This is a genomic window from Aureitalea sp. L0-47, assembly GCF_026126405.1.
Taxonomy (GTDB): Bacteria; Bacteroidota; Bacteroidia; order Flavobacteriales; family Flavobacteriaceae; genus Pukyongia.
In genome coordinates this window covers 15,281-36,390 of the sequence record NZ_JAFMTQ010000002.1, presented here as the reverse complement: position 1 = coordinate 36,390, position 21,110 = coordinate 15,281, and the positions used below count along the sequence as shown (strand labels likewise).

Genomic DNA, 21,110 nt, shown 5'->3' with positions numbered 1-21,110 from the left:
TTTGGGCGCAAAACATTACGATTACAAAAAAAGCTGTGCAAGGCTTTTATTTATTTTAGGAATTATTTTAGGCAGCATAAGTAGCGTACAGGCGCAGGACTCTACTAGCACCGGTTTCGATATGGGTCGTATGGAGTTGCCAAATCCACAAAGTATACAGGATCTATATACCTACGATCCTATCACCGATAGATACATCTATACCCAGGCGATTGGAGATCTGAATATTACCTACCCAATCATCCTTACTCCCGAAGAATTCCAGGAGCTAATGCTTCAGGAGCAAATGAAAGCCTATTTCAAAGAAAAGATCGATGCTGCCGACGGACGAAAGGAAGGGGCAGAAGAACTTCAGAAGAACTTGCTGCCGACATTCTACGTGAACAGTAACTTTTTTGAATCGGTTTTTGGAGGAAATACCATTGAAGTAATCCCACAGGGTAGTGTGGAAATGGACCTGGGCTTGTTGTATACCAAGCAGGACAATCCCGCATTCTCGCCTCGAAACCGACGAAACCTATCTTTCGATTTCGATCAACGAATCAGTTTGAGTTTGTTAGGTAAAGTAGGTGAGCGTCTCCAGGTAACAGCGAATTACGATACACAATCCACCTTTGATTTCCAGAACCAGATCAAACTTGAGTACACTCCTACAGAGGACGACATCATTCAGAAGATCGAAGTTGGTAATGTGAATATGCCACTGAACAGTAGCTTGATCCAGGGTGCGCAAAGTCTCTTTGGTGTGAAAGCACAACTGCAATTTGGGAAGACCACGATTACAGGGGTATTCTCCGAACAGCAATCGGAAACCCGAACAGTAGTGGCCGAAGGAGGAGCTACAGTTACAGAATTCGAGCTCTTTGCACTGGAATATGACGAGAATCGTCACTTTTTCGTGTCTCATTGGTTCCGCGATAACTATGATCGGGTACTCGACCGATACCCATTTATAAATTCCAATGTACAGATTACAAGAGCGGAGGTTTGGATAACCAACCGTTCGAATCGAACAGAGAACGTGAGAAACCTCGTTGCCTTGCAGGATCTTGGTGAAGCTGACCCCCAAAATATTGGATTGGATGTACCTCCGGGAGGATTTATAAACAGACCACCCAACTCCTTTGCCGACAACGAGAATAACGATTTTAATCCCTTCGGAATTGACGATGCTTCGGTTCAATCCATACTGAATCCCGCCATTCGGGATATCGCCACTGTACAGCAAGGGTTTAGCGGGGTTTCCGTGAATGAGGGAATCGACTATGTAACCCTTGAGAACGCCCGAAGACTGCAACCGAATGAATACCGACTTCACACACAACTAGGTTATATTTCCTTAAATCAGAGACTAAATAATGATGAAGTACTAGCCATTGCCTATCAGTATACGGTTAATGGAAAAGTGTACCAGGTGGGTGAATTTTCTAACGATGGGGTTGAAGCTACCGGACAAACCGTTCCGGGTATGAACCCTAACTCTCCGCCTGAAGGTGGACTGCCTCAAAACCTCGTTGTGAAACTGCTTAAGAGTAATATCACAAATGTAGACGAACCGATCTGGGACATCATGATGAAAAACATCTATGCCCTGGGTGCTTTCCAACTGGAGCAGGAAGATTTCAGATTAAATATATTTTACACAGATCCATCTCCCCTTAACTATATTGTTCCGGCAGCAGGCACTCCGGAGTTTCCGGCGGTGGACCTTCCCGAAGACGTAGATGATACGATCTTACTGAATGTGTTCAATCTCGATAAGGTGAATTTCAACAATGACCCCCAGGAAGGAGGAGACGGTTTCTTCGACTTCATACCAGGACTTACCGTAGATGAACAAAACGGCCTTATCATCTTTACCAGCGTCGAACCTTTCGGTGAATATCTGTTCGAAAAACTGGATCTTACTCCAGGTGGTCCGGAGAATTACGAGATTCCCACATCTTATAATGCCAACCAGAATAGATACGTATTCAAAAGTCTTTACGATTCGACCAAAATTATTGCCGAACAAGAGCAAAGTGATAAGAACAAATTCCAATTAAAAGGTACATATAAATCTACAGGACAGGACGGTATTCCGATTGGTGCTTTCAACGTGCCGCAAGGTTCGGTAACCGTAACAGCCGGAGGAAGAGTACTTGTTGAAGGTGTTGATTATACGGTGAATTACCAGCTCGGTCGTGTTCAGATACTGGACCCTGCCCTCTTGAATTCGGATACACCTATTCAAATTACTACTGAAAACAACACACTTTTCGGACAGCAGACCAAGCGATTCACAGGTTTGAATGTGGAACACAAGTTTAATGAGAATTTCCAGGTAGGTGCAACCTATTTGAATTTGAATGAGCGTCCCCTTACACAGAAATCATCGTATAATGTTGAGCCTATCAACAATACAATTGTAGGTCTGAATGCGAATTTCTCTACGGAAGTTCCATTCTTAACCCGATTGGTAAACAAATTACCGAACATAGACACAGATGTAGAATCCAATGTCTCGGTTCGTGGTGAATTCGCCTATCTTTTCCCGGGTGCACCTAAAGTAGCCGACTTCGATGGAAAGGCAACTGTTTATGTTGACGATTTTGAAGCATCACAGACAGAACTCGATGTAAAAGCGCCGCTAAGCTGGTACCTTTCCAGTGTACCGATTGGCTTAGGTGGTGAGCGAGCCAACGGAGATCTAGGCTACAACTATAACAGGGCTAAGCTGGCCTGGTATACCATCGACCCAATTTTCTACAGTACCCAGCGACCTGAAGGAATAGACGACGAAGATCTGTCTTCCCCATTTACGCGGAGGGTATTTAGGGATGAGATCTTCCCGAACCAGGATATTATACAAGGGCAGACACAAGCGCTGTTTTCACTTGATCTGGCCTATTACCCAAGCGAAAGGGGGCCTTACAACTTCAACCCGGAGCTGGGTGGAGGAAATTCCCTTCCGGATCCGGAGAGTCGATTCGGAGGAATAACAAGACAACTTTCAACAACAGACTTTGAGCGGTCCAACGTAGAATACATTCAATTCTGGTTAATGGATCCGTTTATTTATGACGAAAATGCGGACAACCCCGGTGGTGTATTACGATTTAACCTGGGTAATATCTCGGAGGATGTCCTGAAGGATGGTAGAAAGCAATACGAGAACGGACTACCGGAGGATGGTAGTGTCACGAATACCACGCCTACCGCCTGGGGTAAAGTACCTACGAGTCAGGCGCTGGTGTATACCTTCGATACGGAAGGACAGGAAAGAATTAATCAGGATATTGGTTTCGACGGATTGAATGACGTAGAGGAAGCTGCCCAATTCCCCGAATTTGGGGGTCTTGCGGATCCTGCAGGGGATAATTACGAATACTTCCTCCAAGCAGAAGGTAACATCCTTGAAAGATATTTGCAATATAATGGAACTGAAGGTAACTCGCCCGTTGAGGTAGGTGATACCAACCGTGGTTCTACACCTCAGCCCGATGTTGAAGATATCAACCGTGACTTTACCATGAACACGGTTGACAGTTACTTCGAATACGATATTGAGATAAAAAGGGATATGTTGGATCCGGCAACGAACGAATTCGTAACGGATGTTAAGGAATTAGATGTGACCCTTCAGAATAACGAAACCATACCGGTACGCTGGGTTCAGTTCAGGATACCGATCAGTGAACCGGATCGCGCTGTAAATGGAATTGCCGATTATCGTTCAATCCGTTGGATGCGAATGTACATGACCGATTTCAGTGAGAATACGATCCTTCGCTTCGGATCACTCGACCTGGTACGAGGTGATTATCGTCGTTATATTCAAACACTGGATATCACTGGTGAGGATCCGGATTTGGACGATACATTATTCGAAAACGAAGCTGTTAACATTGAACAAAACGAGAACAGGCAACCTATTCCATACGTTCTGCCTCCGGGTGTATTCCGTGAGGAATTGAATAACAACAATAATATTATCCGTCAGAATGAACAGTCGCTCGCACTTCGTGTGACCGGTCTGGAACCTGGCGATGGAAGGGGAGTTTATAAGAACTTCAACGTGGATATGAGGCAGTATGAGAACCTAGAGATGTTCATTCATGCCGAATCTCTTCTGAACGAAGCTGCCCTGAGCGATGGGGACATGGTAGCCTTTATTCGAATGGGTAACGATATCAATCAGAACTTCTATGAGATCCAGATACCGTTGAATCCTACTGCGTTTAATGTAACTTCTGCTGAAGATATATGGCCTATTGAGAACCGACTGAACTTACCGTTGAGTTTGCTTCAGGAAGCTAAGACCCGAACATTGGGTAACCCAAATGTAGACCCTACCCAGCTTCAATTCTTTGATCAAAGTGAACTTGATCCCAGTACCGTAGACGGAGCTGAGAACGAAGTAAGGATCGGGATTCAGGGAAATCCGAGTTTTGGTAATGTTCGTGTGATCATGCTAGGACTTCGAAACGCAACAACAAGTGATGTTTCGGGTGAGGTATGGTTCAATGAATTGCGCCTTTCAGAATTGAAAAACCAGGGAGGATGGGCCGCTGTAGCCAGTATGGATGCAAATATGGCCGATTTCATGAATCTAAGTGCCACAGCGGGTATGAGCACTATTGGTTTCGGAGGAATTGAACAAGGACCAAACCAAAGAAGCCGGGAAGATGCACAACAGTACGATGTTGTAACAAATGTGAACCTGGGACAATTACTTCCGCAGAATTGGGGTATTAACCTACCCTTCAATTATGGACGTTCAGAAGCTTTGATCACACCACAGTTCGATCCTGAATTTGATGATATTGAACTGGAAACACGGCTGGACAATACCACGGATGCCGCCGAGAGGTCGCGAATACAGGAACAAGCAGAGGACTATACTCGAAGACAAAGTGTAAACTTCATTGGGGTGAGGAAGAATCGAACCAGTGAAAAGCCTCCTATGCCATATGATATTTCAAACTTCACTGTCTCATACTCTTATAACCAGACGGACCATCGGGACTTCGAGATTGAAGAATCTATAGATCAGAATGTCAGGGTAGGAGCCACTTACGACTATAATTTCCCGCAAAAGACCTATGAGCCGTTTAAGAAGAACGACTCCTTATTTACTGGGAAATACTGGAAGTTCCTTAAGGATTTGAACCTTAATTACCTTCCAACAAACCTTTCTGTAAATTCAAATATTATACGGCAATACAACGAACAGAAATTCAGGGAAATCAATCTTGCTCAGAATCTCAAGCCTGTACCGTTATTGTACCAGAGGAATTTCTTATTCGATTGGCAATATACTGTAAACTGGAACCTTACACGGTCACTTCGATTCAACTTCAATGCATCGAATAACCGTATCATTAATAATTACATCACTCCGGAATTGCAGAACGACGGAAATGTAATTTACAACGTGGACAATACTGTAGGAATATGGGATGGTTTCTTCGAAGTTGGTCAGCCAAACCAGCATTTCCAGTCACTACAGGTGAATTATGATCTGCCTTTCGATAAATTCCCATTCCTGAAGTTCATTCGAGCTACCTACTCTTACCAGGGAGATTTCCAATGGCAGGACGGTAGTGATTTATTAAGTAACATTCCATTCCCAATTGGAGATGACAACCCGGAGTTCTTCGATCTTGGAAATTCGGTTCAAAATGCCAGTACGCACCGGATCAATTCTAATCTTGACATGAATACCTTGTACCGCTATTTAGGGCTCACCAAGATCAAACCGAGCAGTCGAGGAGGACGAGGTGGAGCTGGAAACGGCGGAGGTGGGAACTCCAAGGTAAAATCTCAAAAAGAAGCTGCGGGGAAAGGCAATGGCGGAGGAAAAGACGGAGGCCAGGAAGCCAAAGGTGCTGCCGGACAACTATCTGAAGGTGGTGCTGCGGGAGGCCGAGGAGCTCAAGGAGGCGGAGGTACATCGCTTAGCGGTGGCGAGAAAGCTCTCAATACACTTATTGGATTGGTTACCTCGATTAAAAAAATTCAGTTGAATTATCAGGAGAATAACGGTATTTATCTGCCAGGTTATACGCGTTCTATCGGAATGATGGGTACGTTGAAGCCAACGGCCGGGTTTGTATTCGGTAGTCAGCGTGAAGTACGGGAACTGGCAGCGCGTAAAGGTTGGTTAACCTTGTATCCTGAATTCAATGAACAGTATACTGAAGTAGAAAATAAACAACTGGATTACCAGGTGAACCTGGAACCGCTCTCAGATCTTAAGATCGACTTTAACGGTAACAGGATCTATTCTGAAAATTATGCTGAGAATTATATAGTGGAAGACGGGTTGTACCGATCCTTAACGCCATTTGCTTCAGGGAACTTCAGTATATCTACTATGCTGATCAGTACGGCATTCGGCAGGAGTGATGAAATTGAATCTGTGGCCTTTGATGAATTCAGAAGTAACAGAGTAGTGATCGCAAACCGTTTGGCAGAAGATTTCTACGGAACTACGAATTTCCCAGTAGATGACGATGGCTTCCCGGTAGGATTTGGAAAAGGAAGTCAGGATGTATTGCTTCCGGCCTTCTTGTCGGCGTATAAGGGAAGTGATGCGTCAAAGGAAAAAACAGGGATATTCAGAGATGTTCCATTACCAAACTGGGATTTGAAATACACCGGATTGATGAAACTGGCCTGGTTCAAGAAGCGCTTTAGGCGATTCTCTATTCAGCATGGATATAGAGCGGGCTATACAGTGAATCAATTCCAGACAAATCTTGATTATGATCCTCTGGACCCAACTGCTACGGATCAGGCGGGTAATTTCAAACCGCAAACCTTCCTGACCAATGTAAACTTGACCGAGCAGTTCTCACCCTTGATCCGTATCGATTTTGAAATGAAGAACTCTATTAATATACTAGCCGAATTGAGAAAGGATCGTGCGCTTTCATTGAGCTTCGCGAATAACCTGCTCACTGAGATCCAGGGAGATGAGATCGTTGTGGGATTAGGTTACCGAATCAAGGATCTTAGGATAGGAACAAACTTCGGCGGTAAGAAGAAGATATTGAAGAGTGATCTGAACTTTAAGCTTGATCTCTCGAGAAGGGATAACAAAACGATTATCCGTTACCTGGATATTGAAAACAATCAAACAACGGCGGGCCAAACGATTTATGGAATTCAGTTTACCATGGATTACGCCTTGAGTAAGAATTTAACAGCGCTGTTTTACTATGACCACACATTCTCTGAATATGCGATCTCGACGGCCTTCCCGCAGACCACGATCAGGAGTGGTATAACATTGCGTTACAACTTTGGAAACTAATTACGACTTGAAAAAAATTTAGAATAATTATGAATGTACCATCAGACTTAAAGTATACAAAGGACCACGAGTGGGTTCGCATAGAGGGCGATATTGCCGTTGTTGGAATTACTGATTTCGCACAGGGGGAATTAGGTGATATTGTATATGTTGAGGTGGAGACAGTGGATGAAACCCTCGACAAGGATGAAGTTTTTGGAACAGTTGAGGCTGTTAAAACGGTGTCGGATCTATTCATTCCGATTTCAGGAGAGATCGTAGAATTTAACGAAGAACTTGAGTCTGAGCCCGAAATAGTGAATTCAGACCCATATGACAAGGGCTGGATGGTTAAGATCAAGTTTTCGGATGCAGGCGAATTGGATGATCTGCTAGATGATGGGCAATACAAAGAACTTATCGGGGCGTAATTCATTGCTCATAGCTGGTATTTCTTATACCATCTTTATTACATTTTTATTTTTCACTCCCGTACCGGAGGATGCTTTTCTGCCATTCCCATGGTTGGATAAGCTCGGTCATACGCTGATTCATTGGATACTGGCAGCAATATGGCTGACGTACGTTTATTTAGGTGACCAAAGTCATTTTTCTTCTAAAATGCTTCTGTTAGCTTTGGTTTCATGCTTCTTTTATGGCATAGTTGTTGAAGCCTTTCAGCAGTGGTTCACCGAAACAAGAACCTTTGATATTTTGGACATCGTTGCAAATGCATCAGGTGATTTATTAGGGCTTCTCACTTTTAAGTTAGTCAGAAAGAAGATTTAAGTTGAAAGTTGAACGCCTAAAATAATTACGTATGGAAGTCAAAAAGAATCCCAAATTCGATTTAGGAAAGAGGAGTATGATCTTCTTTCAAATTGGAATGATCTTCATGTTATTTTTAACATGGCAGGCGCTGGAAATTAAATCCTATGACACGGGTGAGATGGAACGCGATATGATTGACGTTTCTGATGCTTTGGAAGAGATAATTCCAGTGACCGAGCCTTTGCAGGCTCCACCGCCTCCACCACCTGCCCAAACTGTTGCCACGGTGATCGTACAGGTAGAAGATGAGGCGGATATTGAAGAGACTATAATCGAATCTACCGAGACAGATGAAAATGCAGAGATTGCGGAGATCGAAGAGATTGAAGAAGTTGTGATCGAGGAAGAGATAATAAATGTTCCGTTCCACGTGATTGAGAATGTACCTATCTATCCTGGTTGCGAGAATTTGTCAAACAACGCTCAGCGTAAAAAATGTATGTCTGAAAAGGTCCAGCAGTTCGTTCAAAATAAGTTCAATTCTGATCTTGCTGGAGAACTTGGACTGGAAGGTAGACAACGTATACACGTACAGTTTCGGATAGACCACACTGGTAAAGTCGTAGACGTACGTGCACGTGCACCACACCCCAGGCTTGAAAAAGAGGCAGTAGACGTCGTGTCTTCATTGCCCGATATGCAACCTGGAAAACAAAGCGGTAAACCCGTTGGTGTACAATACGCGTTACCTATTTTGTTCGATGTAAGAACAGAATAGTTGCAATTTTCTTAAATTTCCGTTAGAGACTTTACTTTTATATAAGAATTTGCATATTTTAGCAACTATCTAAATACTCTATTATGGAAAGTAAGAAAAGCCCAAAGGCTGATGTAAGTAACAGAAGTGTGCTCTTTTTTCAATTAGGGCTTATCATTATGCTGCTGATTTCATGGGGAGCTATAGAGCATAAAACATTCGACAAGTCAGACCTTGGTCGTGATATGCTTGAGGTCTCCGACGAACTGGAGGAAGAAGTTCCAATTACCCAACCTATTGAGCCACCACCACCGCCACCACCGCCACCACCAGCTCCGGAAGTAATCGAAGTTGTTGAAGATGAAGAGGATGTGGAGGAAACCATAATAGAATCTACCGAAACAGACACAGAAGAGGAGATCGTTGAGATCGAAGAGATCGAAGAAGAAATAGAAGAAGAGATCGCAGACGTACCGTTCGCAGTTATTGAAAATGTTCCTATCTATCCCGGATGCGAAAGCGCAGGGAACAACAATGCCAAGAAAAAATGTATGTCTGAAAAGATTCAGAAGTTTGTTCAGAAGAAATTCAATAGTGAATTAGCGAACGATCTTGGACTGGATGCAGGAAGACAGCGTATTTCTGTTCAGTTTAAAATTGACAGAAGCGGAAATGTTGTAGGTGTTCGGGCACGAGCTCCACACCCGAAATTAGAACAGGAAGCCATCAAGGTTGTAAAGCAACTACCGAAGATGACTCCAGGAAAGCAAAGAGGAAAGCCGGTAGGGGTATTATATGCACTACCCATCGTTTTTGAGGTACAGAATTAAATTCCATACTATATAGATAAAGATCTCCGGCTAAGTCCGGAGATTTTTTTTGGCATAACCCTTGTATTCTTAATGTACTATTAATCCTTAAACATGTACATTATGAAACCATCAGTACAGAATTTCAGAAGCGATCAACCAAAAATGCTTTCGAAAAGAGAGGATAAGAAGAGCGTTAATCACAAGTGGAACTCTAGGTTGTACTTTCAAATCGGGCTTATTATAAGTCTTGGCATCACCATTTTGGTGGTGGAAAGTACCATCGGTCTCAAAGTGATAAAGGAAATTGCAGTTGGATCAGACCCGTTTTTGGATCCACCAACTCAAACCTATGTTGTCGATAAGCCGGATATCGTAGTGACCCCGAAACCGGAGATAATCAAAGTAGCACCTGTTGTTCGTCCGAAAACCATCACTTCAGTAATAGCTGTAGCTTCTAACCTTACGGATATTGTTGAAACTCCGGTTGCCCCTACCACTCCTATAGAAGCCCAGGTAGTGCCCGTAACACCCATAACTACTCCTGAACCACCAAGCACTGAAAATGTGAATACGGTTGAATTTGCACCCGTTTTTCCGGGCTGTGAATCCTTAGGTTCCAACGAGGAAAGGAAACAATGTCTTTCAGACAATATCCGATCTTTTATAGGAAAGAAATTTGATACGGAAGAATTCTCTTATTTGGATTCTGGAACAGTATTCAGAATATATGTACAGTTTAAGATAGACACCGAAGGCAAAGTGACCGAGATCAAGTCGAGGGCCCCGGAGCGTGAACTCGAGAATGAAGCAGAACGTGTAATAAATCTTCTCCCCAGGCTGAAACCGGGGATGCAGGGAGACAAACCCGTAAATGTGGTATATAGGGTTCCCATTGTCTTTGAAGCACAATAATTGTTGAAAACCGCTGTGATAACGCAGCGGTTTTTTTGTGTTCACGATTTTAAAAAAGCCGTATCTTTCTGCCAACAACCCAATTACCAATGAAATTTTTTGCCTCGATTCTTTTCTGTCTAATTCTTAGCTCGGCATATTCCCAGACCAATACCTCGTCTTTTGAGAAATACCCGGTTTTCCCCGAATGTTCGGATACGGATATAGACCAACTTGAGTCTTGTTTTAACCTAACCCTGCAGCAATTTGTTTATTCGAATTTCAAAGTACCTGAAATAGTTTCAGAAGAAAACTACCAGGGAGCGGTAGCTGTATTTTTCGAGATTGACAAAGAAGGAAATTTCAAAGTTATCCTGATTGACGCGATCTATGAGGAACTGGAAAATGAAGCGGAGCGTGTTTTTGGCTTACTTCCGAAGATAACTCCAGCCACCTACACTGGTAAACCAGCGTATACCCAGTATACTTTAGCGATCAAAATTCCACTCGTTGCACCCGAGGTACCTGAAGAAATTCGGCAAACAAACTCTGGGACACAACCTGACGAAGTAGTTTTAAATGAGTACGACTCATTGGAAAAGCTACCTTACGAGAACGAGGAATATACAAGTAATATCAATATTCCATTATCACACCACAATTACAGTCTTTTCGATCCGGCAATGAACCGAATTGGACTTAATAACCATACGGCTCAAAAGCCCTATATCTACAGCGAGGTAAATCGCTATTACAACTTTGAGGAGGAAAATTCAAAGATTCTGAAGAACAAATCCTCCTGGTTGGGACGGAAATGGTGGAACGAACATATGGTTATGGTGAAAGGAAAGGATTACTGGTTTACTTTGGATCCGGGCGTTGATCTGCAAGTTGGTAGGGATACAGATGCGGAGATCGACACTTATAATAACACCCGACTGGTTTATGCCCAAGGTGGGATAGGCAAAAACCTTAATTTCTTTGCCGTAGTTTATGAAAATCAGGGGAGATTCGCGGGCTATTTTAATCGGTTTGCCGAATCTATCAAGCCAGATGGAGGAAATCCTGCAATCATTCCGGGAAGAGGTATTGCTAAGGACTTTAAGACCGATTCTTATGATTACCCGGTGGCCACAGGGCATATTTCATATTCACCATCAAAGACATTCAATTTTCAACTAGGTCATGGTAAAAATTTTATCGGTGATGGCTACCGTTCTTTATTGATGAGTGACAACGCCAGTCCGTATCCCTTTTTTAAGGTCAATACATCGTTTTGGAAGATTAAATATACCAACACGTGGATGTCCCTGAGGGATGTCCGTCCCGAAGTGACTGCCGATGGTTCTTTCAGAACAAAGTACATCGCGAACCATTATTTGAGTTATAATGTTACCAAACGATTGAATATTGGTCTGTTCGAATCGGTTATTTGGCAGAACGACAATGAAAGGGGATTCGATTTTAACTATTTGAATCCTGTTATTTTCTACCGCGCAATCGAGTTTTCTACGGGTTCAAGGGGAGGTAATGCCATTGTGGGGTTAAGTGCCAAGTTTAAATTCACGGATAAGGTGAACATCTACGGGCAGTTAATAATCGATGAGTTTTCTACCAGTGATATCTCCGGAGGAAACGGAAGTTACAAGAATAAGATTGGATATCAGGTTGGTGCAAAGTACTACGATGCCTTTAAAGTGGATGGTCTCTATTTACAGGCTGAATACAATCGCGTTAGGCCTTATACCTATTCTCATAATACCGTAATTTTGAATTACGGGCATAGCAATCAATCTCTTGCTCATACCCTCGGAGCGAATTTCTCAGAGTTTATCGGGATAGCCCGGTACCAGAAAGGCAGAATATTTGGAGACGCTAAATTTATTGTTGCGAAGAGAGGATTCGAATTCAATACTCCTGACGACATGAATTTTTACGGCGGAAGTATCTACGGCACTGAAGATAACAGGATCATGGATAATGGAAACGATCTGGCACAGGGCAATTCCACCGATTTTTTTCATGCTGAAGTACAGGCGGGCTATCTTATCAACCCAGCTACCAATCTGAAAGTATATGCAAGTTTAATATATAGAGACTTCTCACCAGAACTTAACACGGAAGAGGTGTTTGAAAATCAGACTACCTGGATAAATTTTGGAGTTAGAACAGATCTGTTCAACTGGTACTACGATTTTTAGCGGCCTCCGTTACCACCATCTTTTTCTTTTTGTTCCTCAGCTCTTTCTCTCGCCTGATCTTTACGCATTTCCTCTATTCTCCGCGCAGCTTCTGCTCTTTCAGCTAGATTGTACTTGGCCGCTACATCGTCGTGTATCATTTTCATAAACTGTTCCCTGGTGATAAAATGATCGCCAAATCCTTTGGCGTCATAGTCTGCGGTGAGATCAGTCATTGCGATGATTTCCGCTTCAGATTTTCCGTTTAGGTGATGGAATGCCACACGCTTATAAACAATCTCCAGCAGTTGTAGAAGTGACCTTACATCCTGCATATTAGCTACTTCACCATGCCCCGGAATGATCTTAGTGTCTTTGTCGCAAACCTTAAGGATCTTACCCAGCCCTTTAACATAGCCCTGGTAACTGCCTCCATTTGCACTATCTACATACGGATATCTGCCATTTACAAATGCGTCACCAGTATGAAGGATATTGCTTTCAGTGAAAAATACCATAAGGTCACCATTGGTATGAGCACTTTCCAGGTGGTGTACGGTTATTTTTTCATTGCTGAAGTAAAATGTAAGTTCATCGGAAGTTGTAATGTTCGGAAGTGAAGAAGTGTCTCCTTTTTCATCGTCCTTTAGAAGACTTTTCTCTAGACTCGCGTAAACGTTATCGTGTGAAATAATAAGTGCTCCTTCCCTGCTCAAGTTTCCATTTCCACCGGTATGATCGCCGTGATGATGGGTGTTCAAAACATATTGAATAGGTTTATCAGTGAATCGTCCGATAACTTTTAGAAGATCCTCGGTAATGTCGGCAAATTGGGTGTCAATCACCAATGTTCCTTGCTTGCCGATATAAAGCCCGATATTACCTCCCCTGTTTTTATAAACATAGGTTCTTTCGCCTAATTGGTATACTCTTGAATCCCCTTGTTCCTCTTCGCCTTCGGTTTGAGCATGATTCAGAGTTGGTACTAGAAATACACCTAACAGTAGTATATAAAACAATCTCATTTCTTCGGGTTTTTAATAAAACGGCAAAATAGTAAAAAGCGCATATATAATCCGAACAATATCGGATATATATTGTAAAAAAAGGGCTGGTGGTGTATCTTTGCCCCGCACCAGCCGAAGCAAAGCTTGGCTTCATTAAAAAAATGAACTTGTCGACCACAAAGACATACTCTTCAAGGGGATCCCTGGTAAGAAATTTTACTGAAATCACTAAAATGCGCTTGTCGGTTAGTGTTGTCTTTTCTTCACTGGCCGGATACCTGTTGGCTTGCGATACAGTTGATTTCTTTACCCTGCTTCTTTTAAGTGTTGGGGGTTACTGTATGGTTGGCGCTTCCAACGTTTACAACCAGATCATAGAAAGGGATCTGGATGCGTTGATGGAACGCACAAAGGATCGGCCAATTCCTTCAGGACGTATGGGAGTCACCTCTGCTTTTATCCTCGCCTGTATTTTAACATTGGGTGGTGTAGGACTACTATATGTGATTAACCCGAAAACCGCTTTATTTGGTGCGATCTCCATATTCATGTATGTGAGTTTATACACTCCACTAAAAACAAGGACGCCTCTTGCAGTTTTTGTAGGGGCTTTACCAGGGGCCATACCCTTTATGCTGGGTTGGGTGGCGGCCACGAATGACTTCGGAATTGAACCGGGGACTTTATTCATGATTCAATTCTTCTGGCAGTTTCCCCATTTCTGGGCTATTGGCTGGTTTTTGTTCGAAGATTATGAAAAAGCTGGTTTCTTTATGCTTCCCAATGGTAGACGAGATAAAGGAACGGCAATACAGATCATCTTATATTGTATTTGGACAGTCCTGGCGTCGCTGATACCTGCATTTGGTGTGACAGGTTCCTTATTCCTTTCTCCGGTTGCAGCATTACTTATTCTAGGCCTCGGAGTCTGGTTGATATATTATGCGGTGCGACTATTCAGAATGAAATCAGATAAAGCAGCCAGGCAACTCATGCTGGTTAGTGTTAGCTACATCACACTGCTGCAGCTAATCTATGTAATTGATAAATTTATACGCTAATGGATTATACCGAAGGAAGTGAAGCAATGAAGAGAAGAAGGGCCAAAAAGATGATGCTGTGGTTCGGTATCATTAGTTTGTCCATGAGTTTCCTGGGTTTTACAAGTGCCTATATTGTAAGTAGCAAACGCGAAGATTGGCTCGATGGTTTTGAAATCCCACAGTCTTTTTATTACAGTTTGGCCGTGATTGTACTGAGCAGCATTACCATGCACCTCGCAAACAGAAATGTTAAGAAAGGAAAGAATAGTGCCGGAATGCTCTTTTTATGGATCACATTAGTGCTGGGAATCCTTTTTATTTGGCTGCAATTACGCGGCTTCGATGAGATCATCGGAATTTTTGGTTACAATCCCACCGGCCCTACAAGTAACATAACATATACTTATATTTTCCTAATTGCGGCGGTTCATATCGCGCATATCGTGATTGCGCTGATCGCTTTGATGGTGGTAATTTATAATCATTTTAAACAGAAATATAGAAACGGAAAAACACTCGGGATAGAACTGGCAACGACCTTCTGGCATTTTGTCGATGTACTATGGATTTACCTATTTTTCTTTTTCTATTTCGTTAGATAAAAAATAGTCGTATTTTTGGACCTTTATTAAAAACCAATTTCTTTATATGGACGCTACTGTTGCTCAAACAGGCACAGAAGGAAAGACTTGGGGAGGCGGTAACCGGCCTCTGAAAGCAAGCTACGGAAAGATGATGATGTGGTTCTTCATTGTTTCCGATGCACTAACCTTCTCAGGATTTCTCGCCTCATATGGATTTTCAAGATTTAAGTTTATCGATTCATGGCCAATAGCCGATGAAGTGTTTACGCACGTGCCATTCCTGCACGGTGTTCCCGCTCCCATGTATTATGTGGCATTCATGACGTTCATCCTTATTTTCTCTTCTGTGACTATGGTACTTGCGGTAGATGCAGGACACAAAATGCAGAAAAAGAAAGTGATCTGGTATCTTTTCTTTACGATAATCGGGGGTCTTATCTTCGTTGGATCTCAAGCGTGGGAATGGGCTACGTTCATTAAAGGAGATTACGGAGCCGTTGAAACTAACGGTGGAAAAATATTACAATTCCTGGATAAGGATGGTAAACGGGTTGCAATTGGAGAATTTGCCACAACCTTGCCCAGCACTACGGAAACCCATACCGAAGGAAACGGTATCTGGTATATGGAAGGTGGAACGGAAACCTCTTTCAACTATGAAGAAGTAAAAGCCGGTTTCCTTGCAAATGAGAACTTGCTTATTCGTGACCAGGAATTGATCCCGGATATGGAAGCCCTTCGTGCTTCTGAGGATACTGCGGATAAACAAGAGGTCGCGAGACTCGAAAGATCTTTTATCAACCTGGATGCTACAGGAGAGAAGGCAATTTATAGCCGTGAAATGAGTGTCGCCAAATTGGTTAATGATGGGAAACTTGTGGTAGAAGGAGCTAATTTGAAACACAATGAATACGGTACTCCATTATTTGCCGATTTCTTCTTCTTTATTACAGGATTCCACGGATTCCACGTATTCTCAGGGGTGATCTTCAACCTGATCATATTCTTTAATGTTATTATAGGAACCTATGAAAGACGAGGTCACTATGAAATGGTAGAGAAAGTAGGGTTGTACTGGCACTTTGTAGATTTAGTATGGGTATTTGTATTTACCTTCTTTTACCTTGTTTAGTATATTAAAAATTCAGCATGGCACACGAGCATAAACTTGAAATATTCAGAGGACTTTTAAAGTTCAAATCCAACGTAACAAAGATATGGGGGGTTTTTACTGTACTGTCTATCGTAACAGTAGTTGAAGTTGCACTAGGTATTATTAAACCAGAATGGCTTACAGAGAATCGTTTTATGGCGATGAAATTGTTAAACTGGATCTTCATCATTCTTACCCTGGCGAAAGCATACTATATTACCTGGGACTTCATGCACATGCGCGATGAGGTAAAAGCGATGCGCAGAGCTGTTGTTTGGACAGGGGTTTTCCTTATTTGCTATCTCGTTTTGATCCTCCTTATTGAAGGTGATTATATTTACGAGGTGTACAAAAGCAATTATGTAAAATTCAACTTTTAAAGAGACATTAAATTATTAAAACCCTGCATCGCGGGGTTTTTTTATGCCTCACAAAATATCGTTAAGAGATTGTTTTACGCCTTTTTTGGGAGTATTTTTGTGGAAGTAATTTCACTATGCAAGTTAAAAAGTATTTAGTTCTAGGAGTTTTGTTCCTGCTGCCTTTATCCATGTACATCTTCTTTGCGTCGGGTAAGGATAATTTTGGTCGCCTGCCTGTACTAACTGAGAACGTGAAGGAGATCGATAATTTTTCTTCTCCTGAAAAAGATACGGTAACGCTAAAGAACAGTATTACTATTCTTGGTTTCTTCGGAAATGATCCGCTGGCAAACAAAGTGAATGCTTTTAACCTGGCACATAAGATCTATAAAAAGAACAGGGGTTTCAACGATTTCCAGGTGGTTATTCTTCAACCAGAAGGCTCGGAGGAGGACTCCATGGATTTGAAAAATAAACTTTCAGAAATTGCAGAAACAGACCGCTGGAAATTTGTTTTCGGCACCAAAGAAGAAATACAAAGTGTTTTCAAATCACTGAACTCGGAATACCTCCTTATGCCCGATTTCAGTAGTCCTTATATTTTCATAATTGATAAGAATGGAAATTTGCGCGGACGGGACGATGACGAAGACGTGGGTAAATTGTACGGATTCGACGCCAGGGATTTCGCAGAGATCAATAATAAAATGGACGATGACGTAAAAGTGATCCTTGCCGAATACCGTCTTGAGCTTAAGAAATATAAAGCTGACAGAGAGATATAGTTACAATGAAGAAAAAAGACTACTCATACATTGGAATCTCATTTGTTATCCTTGTTTTTGGGATCTGGGCTGTTGATCAAATAGGTGACTATTTCGATAATCCCGATCTTGCAGTGATCGGCGATGTCCCCCAATTCAGTTTTACGAACCAGCGCGGGGAGACGATCTCAAATGCCGATTACAAAGGAAAAGTGTATATAGCGGAATTTTTCTTTACTACCTGTCCTTCGATCTGCCCCATCATGAATCGAAATATGGTAAAAATTCAGAATAAATTCTACGGAAACCCAAACCTCGGAATTGCATCATTCAGTATAGATCCTGAATTCGACACCCCCGAAGTACTAACAAAATATGCCGAGAGTTATGAGATCACAAGTCCGAACTGGCATTTACTAACAGGGGATAAGAAAAAGATCTACGATCTGGCGAACGGCGGTTTCAATCTTTACGTTGGTGAAAACTCTGAAGTCGATGGCGGATTCGAACACTCCGGATATTTTGCACTAATCGACCAGGAGGGAAAGATCCGTTCTCGATACGACAAACACGGAAATCCCATAATCTATTACGATGGCCTTGAAGCTGAAGGCATCCGCATGCTAATAGAAGATATTGAACAGTTGTTAAAATAACTGAAGTATGACCGAGAATAGCTCCCATAAACGATATACCACCTGGATCTGGATTCTTTCCGTAGCCATTCCTTTGGCAGTCGCACTACTTTTTACCGTTAGGATTCCCGGGGTAGAAAGACTTGGTTTTTTACCACCGATTTACGCCACCATTAATGGGCTAACTGCGATACTGCTGATAGTCGCAGTAATACAAATAAAGAAAGGGAACAGAAAAACTCATGAGCGGTTGATGAAGCTTTGTATATTGCTTTCCGCTTTGTTCCTCGTTATGTATGTGGCTTATCACATGACCTCCGACTCAACACCTTATGGCGGCGAAGGGATAATGCGTTATGTATATTTCGTGGTACTGATAAGTCATATTTTCCTTTCGATCGGAGTGATACCATTTGTGCTTGTTACTTATGTCCGGGCATTGACGGGTAATTTTGAGAAGCATAAGAAAATAGCCAAATATACTTTCCCTATTTGGTTGTACGTTGCTGTTACAGGAGTTATAGTTTATATCATGATCTCACCATATTATTGAAATGAATAAACGATCAATTATCATATTGTTGTTATTAGTGTTGGCCGTAGTCCCTGCTGAGGCCCAATGTGCTATGTGTCGCGCCGTGCTTGAAAGTGAGGAAAGTGGGAATGCTGCCGAAGGGATAAATAATGGTATCATTTACCTTATGATATTCCCTTACTTACTTATCGGAGGAGTGGGTTACGCTATTTACAGGATGCGAAAAAAGGCAAAAGAGGCAAATTCTGAGGCTTCTGGACTGTAAAAGTGTAACATATTAATTCCTAACAAGTCTTATTTCAAAGACTTCACACTAACCAACCGCAAGTCTTAACACGAATTTCACAGAAGTACGTCCAGAAGGGCTTTATTTTGTATAAGAAATCCGAACTATGATCGAGATAAAAGGCTTACATAAATCGTATGTAACAGGTGCTAATTCACTCCACGTATTAAAAGGCATAGATTTTCACGTAGAAGAAGGCGAAATGGTTGCGATCATGGGGTCTTCTGGATCCGGGAAATCTACACTACTCAATATTATCGGAATGCTGGATGAGGCCGATGAAGGATCCTACAAATTGGATGGCACCACCATAAAAAACCTTAACGAAAAAGTAGCTGCTCGATACCGAAACAAATTCCTGGGATTCGTTTTTCAGTCTTTTAATCTGATCTCCTACAAGAACGCACTGGAAAATGTGGCGATGCCACTGTATTACCAGGGGGCAAAAAGGGGAGAGCGTTTCAAAAAGGCAATGTCTTATTTGGAAAAAGTTGGACTGGCAGATTGGGCTACGCATTTGCCAAATGAGCTTTCCGGTGGTCAAAAACAGCGAGTAGCCATTGCGAGGGCACTTGCAAGTGAACCCAAAGTTCTGTTGGCTGACGAGCCAACCGGCGCACTGGATTCTACTACCTCCTACGAAGTAATGGAAATAGTGCAATCCATTAATGATGAAGGAAAAACAATATTGATCGTTACCCACGAGGATGATATAGCGCACATGTGCAAGCGAATTGTTCACCTGAGGGACGGTATTATTATTGAGGACACTAAGATCGAGCAGGTACGAGTAAAAGAAAAAAGTCATGTTTAGTCTCGAGCGTTGGCAGGAAATATTCGAAACCATCCGCAAAAATAAACTGCGGACCTTCTTAACCGGACTTTCGGTGGCTTCGGGTATATTCATATTGGTTATACTCCTCGGGTTTGGCCAGGGGATGCAAAATGGTGTTGCCAAGGAGTTTGAGCAAGATGCTTCTAATCGGATTCACGTGTGGACACAGGTCACTACCGTTGAATATAAAGGGATGAACCCCGGGCGCTTTATCGAACTTACCAACGAAGACTTCGAATTTCTTATTAAAAAATACGAAGATGACCTTGAATTCAAATCCTCTGTTTTCCGCATTTGGAATGGCTTGACTAACTACAAGAATGAATCCGGGACCTATCGAGTAGAAGGAGTGTATCCGGATTACCAATTTCTTGAGAATGCTTCGTTAATCTCAGGGCGTTTTTTAAATAGATCGGATATTGACAATTACGAGAAAGTTGTTGTTTTGGGATATAAGGTCTACACAGATCTCTTCGGAAAAGAAGAGGCAGTTGGCGAACAGATTCAAATAGCGGGGATCAATTTCAAGGTGATAGGAGTGTATCGTGACCCGGGAGGGGAACGTGAAGAGTCACGAATGTTCGTACCGCTTACTACTTCTCAGCGGGTGTTTGCCGGGGGAAACAAGGTGAGGAATCTGGGATTTACCCTAAAACCTCAAAAAACATTTCAGCAGGCTGTTCAGCAATCTATCGCTTTCAACAATGAAATGAAAGCATTTTTAAAAGAACGGCATATTGTTGCTCCTGAAGATGAAAGCGCTATCAATAGCTGGAACTCATTGGAAGAAGCAAAGCGCTACTATGACCTTATGGCTATGATCAAGCTTTTCTTCTGGGTTGTGGGAATTTGTACCATCATTGCAGGTGTGGTTGGGGTGAGCAACATCATGCTCATAATAGTAAAGGAAAGGACAAAAGAAATTGGTATCCGAAAGGCGATAGGTGCCCAGCCATGGTCCATCATTGGGATGATCCTCCACGAATCGATTTTCGTTACCGCTATCGCCGGATTTCTGGGCTTGATATCCAGTATGGCATTACTGGAGGTCTTAGGCCCAAATATCGAAGTAGATTACATTGTGAATCCCTCCGTGAATTTCAATGTAGCAATTACCACAGTTTTTATTTTAATACTGGCTGGAGCCCTGGCAGGATTTTTCCCGGCCTGGCGAGCCGCACGGATCAAACCAATCGTAGCATTAAGAGACGAATAA

18 protein-coding genes are annotated in these 21,110 nt (G+C 42.4%); 17 read left to right on the top strand and 1 reads right to left on the bottom strand.

The features are described from left to right. Position 1 precedes the first annotated feature (1 nt). From sprA to J1N09_RS03380, 7 genes are all read left to right on the top strand, one after another. Positions 2-7,300 (top strand): cell surface protein SprA, encoded by a 7,299-nt coding sequence (gene sprA / locus J1N09_RS03410; RefSeq protein WP_414826839.1) that lies wholly within the window; start codon positions 2-4, stop codon positions 7,298-7,300. A gap of 29 nt (positions 7,301-7,329) precedes the next feature. Next, positions 7,330-7,710, top strand: a complete 381-nt coding sequence (gene gcvH / locus J1N09_RS03405) for a glycine cleavage system protein GcvH (RefSeq protein WP_265198149.1) — start codon at positions 7,330-7,332, stop codon at positions 7,708-7,710. After that, entirely contained in the window at positions 7,676-8,068 is a 393-nt protein-coding gene (locus tag J1N09_RS03400; RefSeq protein WP_265198147.1) for a VanZ family protein, read from the top strand. Before gcvH ends, J1N09_RS03400 begins: the two co-directional genes overlap by 35 nt. A 31-nt stretch (positions 8,069-8,099) precedes the next feature. Beyond that, positions 8,100-8,828 (top strand): energy transducer TonB, encoded by a 729-nt coding sequence (locus J1N09_RS03395; protein WP_265198145.1) that lies wholly within the window; start codon positions 8,100-8,102, stop codon positions 8,826-8,828. An 83-nt stretch (positions 8,829-8,911) separates the two neighbouring features. Beyond that, on the top strand, positions 8,912-9,637 hold the full coding sequence (locus tag J1N09_RS03390) for an energy transducer TonB (protein ID WP_265198143.1): 726 nt from the start codon (positions 8,912-8,914) through the stop codon (positions 9,635-9,637). Between the two features lie 102 nt (positions 9,638-9,739). Beyond that, positions 9,740-10,531, top strand: a complete 792-nt coding sequence (locus J1N09_RS03385; RefSeq protein WP_265198142.1) for an energy transducer TonB — start codon at positions 9,740-9,742, stop codon at positions 10,529-10,531. Between the two features lie 89 nt (positions 10,532-10,620). Beyond that, positions 10,621-12,711: an energy transducer TonB gene (locus J1N09_RS03380; protein WP_265198140.1), complete on the top strand. Its 2,091-nt coding sequence runs from the start codon at positions 10,621-10,623 to the stop codon at positions 12,709-12,711. Here J1N09_RS03380 and J1N09_RS03375 read toward each other — a convergent pair. Then, positions 12,708-13,715, bottom strand: coding sequence for an MBL fold metallo-hydrolase (locus J1N09_RS03375; protein ID WP_265198139.1), 1,008 nt, complete (start codon positions 13,713-13,715; stop codon positions 12,708-12,710). The genes J1N09_RS03380 and J1N09_RS03375 overlap by 4 nt on opposite strands. Positions 13,716-13,858: 143 nt before the next feature. Between J1N09_RS03375 and cyoE the strand changes: the two genes are divergently transcribed. The 10 genes from cyoE (at position 13,859) to J1N09_RS03325 (ending at position 21,110) form a co-directional block, all read left to right on the top strand. Then, positions 13,859-14,758 carry a heme o synthase gene (gene cyoE / locus J1N09_RS03370; protein WP_265198138.1) on the top strand — a complete coding sequence of 300 codons (900 nt, stop codon included), beginning with the start codon at positions 13,859-13,861 and terminating at the stop codon, positions 14,756-14,758. Beyond that, positions 14,758-15,342 (top strand): heme-copper oxidase subunit III, encoded by a 585-nt coding sequence (locus J1N09_RS03365; protein WP_265198136.1) that lies wholly within the window; start codon positions 14,758-14,760, stop codon positions 15,340-15,342. The genes cyoE and J1N09_RS03365 overlap by 1 nt, the downstream gene beginning before the upstream one ends. Before the next feature lie 46 nt (positions 15,343-15,388). Further along, positions 15,389-16,456, top strand: coding sequence for a cytochrome c oxidase subunit 3 (locus J1N09_RS03360; protein ID WP_265198135.1), 1,068 nt, complete (start codon positions 15,389-15,391; stop codon positions 16,454-16,456). A gap of 17 nt (positions 16,457-16,473) precedes the next feature. After that, complete coding sequence (locus J1N09_RS03355) at positions 16,474-16,857, top strand: cytochrome C oxidase subunit IV family protein (RefSeq protein ID WP_265198134.1); 384 nt, start codon at positions 16,474-16,476, stop codon at positions 16,855-16,857. 116 nt (positions 16,858-16,973) lie between these two features. Continuing rightward, positions 16,974-17,624, top strand: a complete 651-nt coding sequence (locus J1N09_RS03350) for a hypothetical protein (protein WP_265198132.1) — start codon at positions 16,974-16,976, stop codon at positions 17,622-17,624. A 5-nt stretch (positions 17,625-17,629) separates the two neighbouring features. Then, positions 17,630-18,259: an SCO family protein gene (locus J1N09_RS03345; RefSeq protein ID WP_265198130.1), complete on the top strand. Its 630-nt coding sequence runs from the start codon at positions 17,630-17,632 to the stop codon at positions 18,257-18,259. Between the two features lie 7 nt (positions 18,260-18,266). Continuing rightward, positions 18,267-18,791, top strand: a complete 525-nt coding sequence (locus J1N09_RS03340) for a DUF420 domain-containing protein (RefSeq protein WP_265198128.1) — start codon at positions 18,267-18,269, stop codon at positions 18,789-18,791. A gap of 1 nt (position 18,792) precedes the next feature. Continuing rightward, entirely contained in the window at positions 18,793-19,038 is a 246-nt protein-coding gene (locus J1N09_RS03335; RefSeq protein WP_265198127.1) for a hypothetical protein, read from the top strand. 127 nt (positions 19,039-19,165) lie between these two features. Next, positions 19,166-19,873, top strand: a complete 708-nt coding sequence (locus tag J1N09_RS03330) for an ABC transporter ATP-binding protein (RefSeq protein ID WP_265198126.1) — start codon at positions 19,166-19,168, stop codon at positions 19,871-19,873. Continuing rightward, positions 19,866-21,110 (top strand): ABC transporter permease, encoded by a 1,245-nt coding sequence (locus J1N09_RS03325; protein WP_265198125.1) that lies wholly within the window; start codon positions 19,866-19,868, stop codon positions 21,108-21,110. Before J1N09_RS03330 ends, J1N09_RS03325 begins: the two co-directional genes overlap by 8 nt.

Bases quoted from the DNA above. Each gene is read 5' to 3' on its own strand.
- J1N09_RS03365 (WP_265198136.1), top strand. From the start codon at position 14,758: ATGGATTATACCGAAGGAAGTGAAGCAATGAAGAGAAGAAGGGCCAAA.
- J1N09_RS03390 (WP_265198143.1), top strand. From the start codon at position 8,912: ATGGAAAGTAAGAAAAGCCCAAAGGCTGATGTAAGTAACAGAAGTGTG.
- J1N09_RS03355 (WP_265198134.1), top strand. From the start codon at position 16,474: ATGGCACACGAGCATAAACTTGAAATATTCAGAGGACTTTTAAAGTTC.
- J1N09_RS03360 (WP_265198135.1), top strand. From the start codon at position 15,389: ATGGACGCTACTGTTGCTCAAACAGGCACAGAAGGAAAGACTTGGGGA.
- J1N09_RS03350 (WP_265198132.1), top strand. From the start codon at position 16,974: ATGCAAGTTAAAAAGTATTTAGTTCTAGGAGTTTTGTTCCTGCTGCCT.
- J1N09_RS03385 (WP_265198142.1), top strand. From the start codon at position 9,740: ATGAAACCATCAGTACAGAATTTCAGAAGCGATCAACCAAAAATGCTT.
- J1N09_RS03330 (WP_265198126.1), top strand. From the start codon at position 19,166: ATGATCGAGATAAAAGGCTTACATAAATCGTATGTAACAGGTGCTAAT.
- J1N09_RS03395 (WP_265198145.1), top strand. From the start codon at position 8,100: ATGGAAGTCAAAAAGAATCCCAAATTCGATTTAGGAAAGAGGAGTATG.
- J1N09_RS03375 (WP_265198139.1), bottom strand. From the start codon at position 13,715: ATGAGATTGTTTTATATACTACTGTTAGGTGTATTTCTAGTACCAACT.
- J1N09_RS03345 (WP_265198130.1), top strand. From the start codon at position 17,630: ATGAAGAAAAAAGACTACTCATACATTGGAATCTCATTTGTTATCCTT.
- J1N09_RS03400 (WP_265198147.1), top strand. From the start codon at position 7,676: ATGATGGGCAATACAAAGAACTTATCGGGGCGTAATTCATTGCTCATA.
- J1N09_RS03340 (WP_265198128.1), top strand. From the start codon at position 18,267: ATGACCGAGAATAGCTCCCATAAACGATATACCACCTGGATCTGGATT.
- gcvH (WP_265198149.1), top strand. From the start codon at position 7,330: ATGAATGTACCATCAGACTTAAAGTATACAAAGGACCACGAGTGGGTT.
- cyoE (WP_265198138.1), top strand. From the start codon at position 13,859: ATGAACTTGTCGACCACAAAGACATACTCTTCAAGGGGATCCCTGGTA.
- J1N09_RS03325 (WP_265198125.1), top strand. From the start codon at position 19,866: ATGTTTAGTCTCGAGCGTTGGCAGGAAATATTCGAAACCATCCGCAAA.
- J1N09_RS03380 (WP_265198140.1), top strand. From the start codon at position 10,621: ATGAAATTTTTTGCCTCGATTCTTTTCTGTCTAATTCTTAGCTCGGCA.
- J1N09_RS03335 (WP_265198127.1), top strand. From the start codon at position 18,793: ATGAATAAACGATCAATTATCATATTGTTGTTATTAGTGTTGGCCGTA.